This window comes from Wolbachia endosymbiont (group B) of Philonthus cognatus (assembly GCF_947179345.1).
Taxonomy (GTDB): Bacteria; Pseudomonadota; Alphaproteobacteria; order Rickettsiales; family Anaplasmataceae; genus Wolbachia.
The window spans coordinates 563,764-576,011 of sequence record NZ_CAMXBG010000002.1 but is presented as its reverse complement, the minus strand read 5'-3'; the positions used below and the strand labels follow the sequence as shown (position 1 = coordinate 576,011).

5 protein-coding genes and 2 pseudogenes are annotated in these 12,248 nt (G+C 32.1%); 2 read left to right on the top strand and 5 right to left on the bottom strand.

Annotated features, from left to right (window positions below; all coding sequences use genetic code 11):
- Nucleotides 1-114: 114 nt before the first annotated feature.
- A complete protein-coding gene (locus ONG78_RS04675; RefSeq protein ID WP_264377787.1) occupies nt 115-594 on the bottom strand; it encodes a hypothetical protein in 480 nt (159 codons plus the stop codon).
- Nucleotides 582-3,824 (bottom strand): hypothetical protein, encoded by a 3,243-nt coding sequence (locus ONG78_RS04670; RefSeq protein WP_264377786.1) that lies wholly within the window; start codon nt 3,822-3,824, stop codon nt 582-584. Before ONG78_RS04670 ends, ONG78_RS04675 begins: the two co-directional genes overlap by 13 nt.
- Nucleotides 3,825-4,078: 254 nt before the next feature.
- Here ONG78_RS04670 and ONG78_RS04665 point away from each other — a divergent pair.
- A pseudogene (locus ONG78_RS04665) lies at nt 4,079-5,169 on the top strand (IS481 family transposase).
- A gap of 20 nt (nt 5,170-5,189) precedes the next feature.
- On the opposite strand, the pseudogene ONG78_RS04660 reads toward ONG78_RS04665, so the two are convergent.
- The 3 genes and pseudogenes from ONG78_RS04660 to ONG78_RS04650 form a co-directional block, all read right to left on the bottom strand.
- Nucleotides 5,190-6,332, bottom strand: a pseudogene (locus tag ONG78_RS04660) (DegT/DnrJ/EryC1/StrS family aminotransferase).
- Entirely contained in the window at nt 6,322-6,762 is a 441-nt protein-coding gene (locus ONG78_RS04655; protein WP_264377785.1) for an NUDIX hydrolase, read from the bottom strand. The pseudogene ONG78_RS04660 and the gene ONG78_RS04655 overlap by 11 nt, the downstream one beginning before the upstream one ends.
- Entirely contained in the window at nt 6,747-7,424 is a 678-nt protein-coding gene (locus tag ONG78_RS04650) for an adenylate kinase family protein (protein WP_264377784.1), read from the bottom strand. Before ONG78_RS04650 ends, ONG78_RS04655 begins: the two co-directional genes overlap by 16 nt.
- 347 nt (nt 7,425-7,771) lie before the next feature.
- Here ONG78_RS04650 and ONG78_RS04645 point away from each other — a divergent pair, with 347 nt between their 5' ends.
- Nucleotides 7,772-12,070: a DEAD/DEAH box helicase family protein gene (locus ONG78_RS04645; protein WP_264377783.1), complete on the top strand. Its 4,299-nt coding sequence runs from the start codon at nt 7,772-7,774 to the stop codon at nt 12,068-12,070.
- Nucleotides 12,071-12,248 lie beyond the last annotated feature (178 nt).

Below are 12,248 nucleotides of genomic sequence, written 5' to 3'. Positions count from 1 at the left end.
AGTGCTAATGAACTTGTGTTTTTATAAAAATAATTCTTTGGTATCTTCTACGATAAAAAAACTATATAAAAGCTATCCACTTTCAAATCTTCCATTATAAAAACTTCAAAACCCTTATATCTGCCAAGAAGGTCCTGCAACTTGTTCATTAGTTACGCTGTTAATTGATTGCATGTATCCATTTTGATAATTACTTGCTGATGTTTGTGAAAGCATAACTTTAACCTCATGATAAATTTCAGTATAACGATCAATACGTCTTGCAAAGTGCAAAAATGAATGCAAAACATATCCTGAGAGAAAGGATAGGCTAAGCAATCCTAATACTCTATATCTCTCATACAAAGAACAAGCAACTGCTCCTGTTAAAAGCAGCACTGCAACCACTTGCCCATGAGAGAACTTTTTGCCTCTTGCACTTTCAGCCACCGATGGCATCCAACACACTATCTTTAGCTTGCCAAACTCATCAAATAACTGATTTATTTCCCCATGGCTTTCTGGCTCTTGACATTTTAATCTTTCATACAGAACGCTTTTTAATCTTTCGCGCTCCAAGAATTTTATAAACTTCTTTGTTCTCATATTCGCCAAGAAGGCCCTGCAACTGATTCATGACTTACACTACTGAATGCAGAGCTTGGTGTTTGCACTGAATCTGACATTTGTAATTGCATCACTATTTCTTCAACTGCATTTTTTTCCTCTATCAATGCTTTTCTTTCTTGCTCTGTAGCTTTTCTTGCTTGCTTTGTTTCTGCAATTACATGGAATCTTAATTCATTAATAGCCTCATCATCGAATTTTCTTGCAGGTTCATTCTCTTTATGCTCACGCTGAACAAAGTTTTTGCTTAATCTATCAATTTCATCATTTAATTTTGCCAACTTACCCATAACATGCTTTTTTTCTTCCTTATCGAATACATATTTTTCTTGTTCATCATCAAGTCTAAGCTGTTTACTCTTTAACTCTTCTTTGAGGTTTCTATATTCATTGCAAATACCCTTAAATTTTTCTTTATAGTCTTTATTTAGAACTAGAAAAGTATATTGTTGTTCTAAGGATTCCTCCACAGCCTGATTACATCTGATCTTCTTTCTAGATATATTGAATAAATCTTCTGCTTCATCATACAATAAACCAACAGCTTTTTTTCCTGCCTGTGCCTCTTCTCTTCCTTGTCTTTCCTCCTCCTTATCCTGTGCCATTCTTTTTACTTCCGCATTTGATAAATCTATCAACATATCCGAAATTTCACGTGCTACTGCACTTAGCTTCTTTGTTGTGTCATTTTGTTCATCTACCATACTCTGCGTTTTTAAACACCTAATATAGTTTTCTCTACTTCTGATTATATTCATTGCAAGATCTCCAAATGTTACTTCCTTTACTTTACTTGATTCAGCAACAGCTTTATTAAACTCACGCTCAAAATCTTCAAGCAGTAACATAATGAGTTCTATATCTTTCCACTTTTTTTCTTTTATCTCTGAAATAAGCTTACCAACTCCTGGTATTTTCTTGCATACCCTTTTCATAACATCTGAAATACGCGAGAGATTTATAAACTTCTCTTTACTTTTATTTATTTCTTCTTTCTCTTGTCTCAATTCTTCTAAGAAAGTATTACTTATTCCTGAAGGAACATTTTGTTTTAATAAGTCTATAAAAAGATCAATTGCTTTATTTAAGTCTTGAAGATTGTCACGACTTATTTCAAGATCACCTTGTTTGTTTATAAGTATATGTACACCAGAAGCAAGCAAACTAACCGTTATAGAGCCAACAGCAACACCGGCAAAAACAAGAGCAGCAATTGGAGGAGCAAGAAAGAAAAAAGCACAAGCTCCCCCAACTCCTCCAAGACCTGCCCCACCTAGAGACCAATTACGTAATAATTTATTACGTTCCTTTTTTTCTAGGTACTGCGCTACAAGTTCTAAATTCTCTGTTTTATTCTCTTGCTCTGAATCTTTTTTACCTTCAGTTCTTTTTAATTTTCCGCTTGATATTTTTTCATTGTAACTCATTGTGATATCACTCCCCACTTTTAATAGAGATCCTTCAGGGAATAACTCACTTAGTTCTTTTAAGTTGAAAATCTCACAAATTTCTAGTACTTCTTCGTCATCATTTTCCTGATTCCTATCAAGAGGGCTTTTTACAGTAAAATCTATTATTTCTAACTCCCTATTTATTCTTGATTCTCCTTCTTTTATTTTTTTGCACTTTACCCCAATTATAGGCATTTTACTGTATAAACGCGCAACTTGTTCCACTCCTTTTGTTCCTAATAACTCATCACCTAATTTTGCAATAACAGTAGGCGACACAATAATACTAGCTCCGTTACATATCAAAAGTAATGCCATATCTCTTCTATCTTTTTCTATAGCTTCAAGCAACATAGTATTTAAAATATCCTGTTCTGCTTTCACTATATCATGAGGTTTTGTCAGCTGGGTAATTAACATCAATGCTAAACTATGGTATTGTTTTCTCTTCAATATATTAACAAGAATTTTCTCTGTGAAACTATCATCATAAACATTATTTTTATTCTTACCTAATATATCAGATACTCTATCGTGCAAGCCCTTCAGTAGAACCTTGTGGTCGCGTTGCGGTTGCTGTAAACTTAACCTATTTCTTTTACTAAGTTCTAATTCTACAATCTCTTGACCCAATACCTTTAACAGCATTATTAGAAAATCCTTAATCTTTAACTCACTACTTTCGCTTTCTTTCCAGGCCTTGGTTGCTCTTGGCAATGCATCTTTTAAAGCTCTATTCTCTTCATTGGTAAGTCCTTCTATAGACCAAACCGTAACCTCACTTAGTTTCTCCTTTTCACTTTTAACCTTATAATCTGGAACACTTTGCATTGCATTAATAAGTTTCTTGGGATTAAGCACATTGACACTAGATTTTTCTAGTACTTCCCTCTTTAAATAATTCTTACCTACATCATATTCAATACTTACTTCCTCCAGCTGGTATTTCTCTTTTAATTCTTTCAGTTTATTATCTAAGACTTTATCAAAAACTTTGCTGATTAACCAATTACTTACATCCGTATCTAACTGAGACCTATTATAATTACGCAGTATGTGTACCATCCCCTCATCTGACTTGTCTGAATCTTTCTTTACTTGCTCTAGTAGTACACTGCACCAATCTGACAAAAGAGTGCGATTTTCTATTTTTTTTATAAAATCATAGAACTTATTAATCTCTTCACTATATTGCTTATACTTTCTTTTGCACTCTGCTAATTCTTCATTTATTTTTCTTCTTCCTTCATCAAAGTGTTTATTATTCCTAACTATATCTATGATCTTTTGGTCAGTTTCCTCTATTGTTTTCTTTGCAGTATTGTCATAAGCTTCTAAAACTTGCTCACAACCTATAAGACATAACCATGCTGTGTCTATACTGTACACATGCTCTACATTTTCTCCATTACCTGGCTTCAGTATTACCTTCTTTAAACTTTCTCTAATACCACCTTTAATTAGATCACCTTTCCCGTTTAAAAACTTTCTCAATTCTACTTCACCTATCTTATTACTTACATTATAAAAATACTCAAAAATTTCCTTGTATTGTTCAAGACATAGCTTTTGCAGTCTACATTCACCATAACGCCTTACATTAAGAATATTAATTTTAGCAGTTATAAAACTCGAGTAATATTTTATGAATGCATCAGGATTTCTCACACCAATTAATGCCTGTAGTAACCTTAAACTTTCTGCATTTTCAGTTTTTGTTATTTCTTCTACTTGTTCTTCAAACGGTTTATCAAAAAAACTTGGCACATTACCTCTCTAGCTATACAATAAGCATAGCTTAATTGTCATGAGGTTACAAGTCAATACCTTTTACATAATCTCTTGATATCTCAAGCTTCTTGTTATTAAATGGCATAATTAAAACCGTAAAACTTCTCCAATTGCTCACTCCATAACATCGGTATTTCCCTTAAGTGTATTAAACAAGATTTGATCTGACACTTTAAAAAAGTAAGTTATAAAATAATAAGAACAAGGAGTGTTAGAAATGAGAAACAAAAATATTAAAACCAAAACTAGGTTTATTAGAGCTAGCAAAACAGCTCGGCAATGTATCTCAAGCGTGCAAGGTAATGAAGAGATACGTTTTAAGATTTAAGGAGTTATATGAAAATGGAGGAGAAGAGGCATTACACGAAATCAGCAAGAAAAAACCACTGTTTGCAAACAGAGTTTCCGAAGATATAGAAAGAGCAGTAGTGAATATTGCTACCGAATTTCCAGCATACGGACAACAAAGATCTGCAAACGAACTTAGAAAAAGAGATCTCCGAAGGTGGTGTGAGGTCTGTATGGCTGAGAAATGACCTAGAGACCTTCAAAAAAAGGCTTAAGGCTCTTGAAACAAAAGTTATGCAAGACGGAATAATTCTGACAGAAGAACAGCTTGCAGCGTTAGAAAAAGTGAAAGAACAAAGAGAAGCTCACGGTGAAATTGACACAGAACACCCAGGTTATTTGGGATCTCAAGATACTTACTATGTAGGCAATATCAAGGGTGTTGTGCTCATTTACCAGCAGACTTTTATTGATACATATTCGAGAGTAGCGTTTGCTAAGCTTTATGTAGATAAGACAGCTATTACTTCTGCTGACTTGCTAAATGATAGAGTGATGCCGTTTTTTGATGGACAAAATATTCCTTTATTGCGAATTCTCACGGATCGAGGTACAGAATATTGTGGTAAACCAGAAAATCACGCTTATCAGCTTTATTTGGGAATTGAAAACATTGATCATTCAAGAACTAAGGCCAATTCTCCACAAACTAATGGCATATGCGAGAGGTTTCATAAAACTATGCAAGATGAGTGTTACAATATTATCTTTAGAAAGAAAATCTACAGCTCTTTGAAAGATTTGCAGATTGATGTTGATCATTGGCTGCGTTCTTACAATGAGACAAGGCCTCATTCAGGCAAATATTGCTTTGCCTATGCAAACTTTTCTTGATAGCAAACAAATTGCTTTTCAGAAAAATATTAGTAACATTAAACAAAAGACTGATATTAGTTTTCAATTCTTCTGTCAGTTAATTCTCACCTGTCAGATTAAGTTGTGTCTAGTACAGTTAATGGGTATTCAGAAATAATTATTAAAACTTAAATTTATTTACTGAATGCACTGTAGTATTAGGTTTGATAACAATGGTATATCTTCTTCTTTTATACCTTCATGAGTTGGAAGAATTAATAAACGTGAAATAAGTTTCCTAGCATTAACGAAGTCATTCGATAACTTATTTTGCATACCTTGTGAAAAAACAGGATATTCTGGTAATATTTTATATTTATATCTATAAATATCCGTAATAACATTATGTTGAGCTAAAATGCTCGATAGTTTTGTTGCGTCTTTTCCCTTAAACTTTGATATTATTAAAACTAAGCTATAATAACTAGGTATTGACATTGCATTATAATTTATTTCCGCAATGTCACCGATACATAAATATTTTTTCCACAAAGAAGCTATGTATAATCTACGTTCTAATTTATTTGATAGTCTAGCTAATTGTTGAATGCCTAAACCAGCAGATAAGGGAGATAGTTTATAGTTTAATCCTTTCCGACACCCAAAACTTTTTTCTATTGTACAAAAACCAATTTTGGAGAAAGACTTCATTTTCATAGCAAGCTTTTCATCTGAAGTTAAGATAAAGCCACCTTCGCTAGTGCTGATTAACTTTAACTCATGCGTACTAAAACACCCTACTTTACCTAAAGTACCTTCGTATTTTATACCATTCTTAGTTCCTATGGCTTGAGCTGCATCTTCAATGATAGGGATGTTATATTTTTTAGATATCCTATCTAACTGTTTGCTATAAGTAGAATAGCCTCACATTGGCACAGAGATAATGGCTTTAGTTTTACAATTTATCTTTTGCTCTAATTCCTTTATGTTAATTTCGAAGCTATTTGGCTCAATATCAACAAATATAGGAGTAGCTTTACTTATAATTATAGGCATAGCTGACATCACAGCACCTGTCACAGGTACAATTATTTCATCTTCTGGTTTTGTATCTACAGCTTCTAAAGCTATATGTAAGGCTGCTGTACCTGAAGATGTGGCAACTGCATGTTTCACACCAAAAAAATTTGCTAACTTTCCTTCGTACTCCCTAACAACACTGTGATTTCCTGATAACTCTTCCCCTTTAAATAAAATTCTTTGCAACATATCCAAGTCTTCTTGGGTTCTATTTTCAGCGTTGCGCGAGGAGATAGTTATATTGCTGTTAAAAGCCATATTCCCCATACCGCTCTCCTATTCTAATTCTATCTAAAGAATACTTAATGTATGGAATAGTATTTTCAGGTAATTCCTTAACATTAAAGAACTCCAATTTTTCACATTTGTGTGGCTCGGTGTTGGTAATAGCTCCTTCATATTTCTTAATTCTAAAGAAAAAATCAAGTATAGTTAACGCCTTCTCTTTTCTTTGTAGTACATAAGCAAGATCCAAATTCTCACTATTAAGTACAATGCCTGCTTCTTCATGCCCTTCTCTGACACACGCTTCGTTTATGCTTTCATTTTCTTCCACATTTCCAGATACTAACCCAAACAGTCCATCTGCATAACCTGTATTTTTTCTTAAAAGAAGGAGAGTTTTGTTGCCTTGTTCTACTATTAAATAAACTGCAACTATACTTTTAAACCTTATTTTATTTGACATATAGATTCATTGGAGCTTAATTTTTCAATAGCATTTTCATTTATATTACTATTTATGTCTATACTTGCAAATTGTCTTTTTATTACTCCAACAATAGGAGCAGTAATATTATAAAAATTTTCTATTCTTTCGGTAGATTTATTCAAATTATCTTCTGGACGTTTTATTAAGGTACCACAGCAGTGATCACATTTAAGAGCTTTTTTAGGTTTTTTACTTATTTCATTATAAACTTTTGTACAATTTTGACATGTTAATCTTCCCTGTATACGTTGTAAAGCTAAACTTTTATCAACTCTAAAAATAAAAAATTGTACAGTATTAACTAACTTATTATCTTTTAAAAAAGTTTTAAGTAACTCCAATTTACCAAGATTTTGAGGGAAGGCATCTAGAGTAAATTTTTGCTTGCTTTTGATAGCATTATTTAAAGATGGTAAGATACTCTCCCAAACATCCTGATCAGAGATAAAAATTCCCTCATTTAGATCTTTTTGTATTTTAATTCCAAGAGAAGTATTGTTATTTACTTCAGATCTCAAGCAATCCCCTGTGTTAATTTTTAAATAACCATATTTTGACATCTCATCTGCAAGAGTACCTTTTCCACTTCCAGGGCAACCTATCAGAATATAATTATTTATTGATTGACTTCCTAACACATTGCAACACTTTTTGATTTAATTTTATTTAGTGACTTGGCCAAAGCAGCAACATCTTGTTCACTATTTCCTTCTCCTAAACTTACACGTACAATATTTTAAATTAATTAATAAACTAGATCTGCAGATTCAAAGGAAAACAGTTTTCACGATCTTTGGTTTTTATTGCTATCAATGGTTATATTATTTGGGTTTTTACTAATGTACATTAAAGAGTTCATACTAATTCATTTGGAAATAATAGAAAAATTTATGATTATTTTGTAATTCATTAATTAAATATATTGATTAATTATTTAATTTCCTATATTATTAAAAGATTAACACTGTATTTTAAAGGTAAAAACATGGTACATTCATCTGCGCAAATATTCACAAAGTTTGATGACGATTCAAAAAAGAGAAATATAGAAGGGCTAGAAAAGACTTACTTGGGAGTCTTGCTGTCAATTGAATTAAATAGCAAAACTTCTCAAATTGCGAAGGGCATTAAAGAAAAAATAGAAAGTTTGTTAAGTAGCAATAAAGATGAAATAAATGATAAAGTAACAATAGGTGAAAGACAAATTGGTGTAACTTTAACGAAGAAGGAAGAAGGTACATACAATGTTAAATTTGATGAAAGTGCTTCTTCTTCGGTAGATATTAAAGATACGACAGATTACACTGACGAATATCTACTTACTTTGTGCACACAGCATGAGTTGACAATCAGCAGAGATAAGAAAGGTAATCACCATTATAGTGTAACAATCAAAGGTAAAGAAAAAAGTGCAACAATAGGTGGGCTTGGTAAAATTGTAATATTTCCACAACATTTATCTTACATCAAAGAAACAATAGAACACTTAAAAGAAGGTAAGAGTCCAACTAAAGAGTTTGCGCTTGCAACAGGAACTGGAAAAACATTTATAGAACTGCTTGTTGAATATCTACCAGCTAGGCTAATGGGTGTACCTTACATATCTCTAGCACCTAGTAAAGATCTTGTAACACAGAAACGTGATGACTGGAAAAAAGTATTATCTGACTCTGATATTGAAGATATTGAGTTGAAAGAGATAAGCGATAATAAAGGGTGCTATATATTGAGCAGCGAAAGCTTAATGAAAAATTGGGATCAATTTTTAGAGGTAATAGGTCTTGAACAGCTTCCTGATATTATAAAAGCTCTCAACATTGGAGATAAAGAATTTAAAATAAAGAATGGGAAAATAAATATAGATGAGAAAGATTTTTTAATTCTTGCAGATAAAATTCAATTTGGAGATAAGGAATATAAAATTCAAGATGGTAAAGTTACAATTAATAATCAAGAATTTGAACTAAATATTGAAAAATCTATATCTCTGTCCTTTGATGAAGAGCACCGAGTAGCAGAGCAGGAGTTGTGTAAACACCGTATGGGACTCTTATCTGTACTTATGCCTACGCTGTTTTTAAGTGCAACGCCTTCAATAAGCACTCATAAATATATCAAAGAAAATGATGGTTTACTTAAAACTCTTTCTTTGACAGATAAAATGAAGTCTGGTGTATACGGGGATTTAAATCTACAAGTTCATACCAAAGTAAAAAGTAAAAATCTAGCAAAAGAATATTCTAATGGCGTTGAAGAGTATGTGGATTTTAAGCCGGAAGAAAACAATAAATATAGCGATGCAAGTTTAACAGACGATGAATTAAAAAAAGAAGTAGAGAATTATTTATATAGAAATGTTCAAAGCGTAATTGGTGAACCAGCATTGATTTTAGCTGAGTCAAATAAGCAGATAGAGAATCTGAAAAAAATATTGCAATATGGTAGAAACAAAACCTTACCAAAGTTTAATGAATCAAAGATTCTTGATTTCTTGGAGCGAACGTTCGAACCCCAACCAGAATATAAGTTAATAACTCAATCAAAAAAAATTGTTCTCATAACAGAGCAAGTTGCTAAGCGGTTCAATATTACAAAAGAAAAAGCATCAGGAATCGTAAAAGAATATTATGACTTCAGTGGTATTGCTGATTATTCTGCATTCCGTGTAATGCATGGAATAATTGAGAATACACTTTCATACTTAACAGGTCTAAATAGACACGAGCTTGATGAGAAGAGGTGTGCAGATTTGGAAGGTTTAGTAGCAGAAGTTAAAAAAGCGTTAGACAAGAATTGTGATTTAAAAACATACGTTGAAGATCAAGGGATTAAAAGCGATAAATTAAAGAAAAACCTTGTTAAGCATATGCGATCTGTAATTAACCTTCTAAAGGAAAATAAAGACCGTGATTTATTTATAAGATTAATAAGGAATTGGAACCAAGATAAAGAACTTCATCTCTTGATGTCATCTGAGGGATTAGAACAAGTTCCTACAAAGCTAGTAGATTTGCTAAGTAGAGGCTATTACGATGTAGTGAGAGACTACCTTGAATATTATGGAGTAGAAGAAGGTAAAATGGATGACTTTTGTGACCTGTTCAAAAGAGTAGCTGCTGAAAGAAGAAAGTTTGCCTCTTCTTTAAGAGGATTGAGAGATAAAGAACAAGATGAGAAAAAAGGATCTACACGCCTAGGAGAAAATGAGAAAAAGCTACTTGAAGATCTCGGGAAAGCACTTGGAATGACATTACAAGATGGTAGTAAGCTAACTTATTCAAGATATTCTAGTCCTTGTTATTCTTGTAATAAAAAAGAATATCCATTAGGAGCACTACAAGATTTTTGTTACGAAAATAAGTACAAAGTAAAATTAGTAATGTTAGATAGCTCAGCCAATTTATCTACAGAAGATCTTAAAAGTAAGCTTTCGGACTATATAAGTGGTCAACCATTAGAAGAATTAGAGCTTGTAAAAGAGCTTGTAAAAAAGAAATTGTCCCCGAGTGATAATCAAAGCGTATGTGAAGATCTAATTAACCTAGATACATATCATGCTAAGGAACTCAAGAAAGCAATAAATGAGAAGAATAATTTGTCTATCAACCATCATAAAAAAAGAATTTTACAAGACTTAAATCAGGAACAGTTAGCTAAGTTAGCAATAGACCATTTATCAGAAGCTAAGCTAAAAGATTTATATGAAGATCTATTGAAAGAAGAAAAGGATTATCATGCTTTGTGCCGCATGGGATTAGTTGGTAATGATGTAAATCCTACCAAGGTACAGGGATACAATGATATCAATTTACAACATGTTGGAATGCTAATAGATCCAATATCTACTGATCTCAACAAGCCTGCACAGCTTATTCAAGCTCCAGGTAGACTTAGATGCCTAAACTCTAATAGAAAGTCTGCATTCTTTTGCTATTCGAGTGGTGAATTGAGCTTTGACATAAATCTACTCAAGAAAGGAGGAGAGTATATTGATGCTTATAATAAATCAGTAGTAAGATTATCAAATCAACAAGCTTATGGAAATAAACTTGCAACAGAGATAATAGATTATATTAACCAGGAAATAAAAAGCCTGAAAAGAATTGACGATCTGGCTGATCAAAGTATTGAAATTGCCTTAAATTTGTTTATAGAAGTTTACAATACCAATGAGCATGATTTCAATAAAAGTAAGAAGGAATTTATTGGTGTATTAAAACATGCACGAAGAAAGCTTAATAATTATGAAAAAGAATTGAGAGATAATTATGGTGGTACTTTGTTTACAATGCTAAGAAATGCTTTTATAACAGTTGTGTATCTTCTTAATCGTTTCGAGTATTACTTAAAAACAAAAAGTACTTACAATAGCTTTTCAGAGAAAGTTAATAAGTTAAGGAATAATCCTAGTGTGGATACTTATGCTCATATTATAGCAGAATATAGCGTTAAAAGTGTCACAGAGATTAATTTGTTAAGTGAGAAATTTAATGAAGTTTATCAACAGAGAAAAAAAACACAGGACGAAAATGACACTAAAAGCTTCAATAATTACTTAGAGCATATCAATGCATGTTTGAAACATCCAGTACATCTAAAATTATTTGATAAAATAACATCACCGTTGAAAAAAGGTGATTATTTGCTTAAGTTACTTGATCAAATTTATCCAGGAGGAAGAAATCAAGATAAAGTGGAAAGTTTGAGAAAATTCAGGAAAAATTTAAAAGATAAATCTTTTAAATTCACAAAAGATGACTTACAAAACATAGAACAGGTGCAATCTTATCTGCAGAATATAATTCAAAGGATTAACATTTATAATAGTCATTATTATAGAGTAGAAGAGCATGATGACTCTACTATTCCTTCTGCGGTATCGCAATATAGGATTAATAGTAGGTCTGATATTGGAGAGAGTGAAGAATCAAAAGGTGATAGAGAGTACTACATAAAATCACAACAAGGTAAAGCTGGAATTACATGTGAAAGTGACTTAAATGAGCTAGAGATTTTGTCACAAAGGGAAAATATAAAATTGGCAAAAGAAGCTGCAGATTATGTTATCTCTCCACTGCTTGGTGACTCTTCTTGTGCAACAAAAAATAAGCAAAGCTCAGAAGAAGATAAAAAAATTATCAATAGTGTTGTTGATAAAGCAAATGAAGTTAAAAATGATCTTGAGAAAAACGTCAAGCCTTTTACTACTGAAGAAATTGTTTCGCCAAGCACCGAGTTTATTAATCCTATAGCAAAATTGAAAGACACTTCGAGAAGTTTATAGGAGGTAAGAAAAAGGGAGGAAAGCTAAATAAAGAGCGATTGCTCTATTATGCAACGAATATTTTAGAAAGCACAGATGATGAAAGTTAGTAATCACAAAAATGTAAGGTGTGCCAAGAAGTATAGCCTTTCTTATAATAGTTCGAACGTGATAAGATATGTATTTATGTCGATAGTAG

Excerpts from the sequence above, each read along its gene's own strand:
- ONG78_RS04655 (WP_264377785.1), bottom strand. The coding sequence starts at position 6,762 with ATGTCAAATAAAATAAGGTTTAAAAGTATAGTTGCAGTTTATTTAATA.
- ONG78_RS04645 (WP_264377783.1), top strand. The coding sequence starts at position 7,772 with ATGGTACATTCATCTGCGCAAATATTCACAAAGTTTGATGACGATTCA.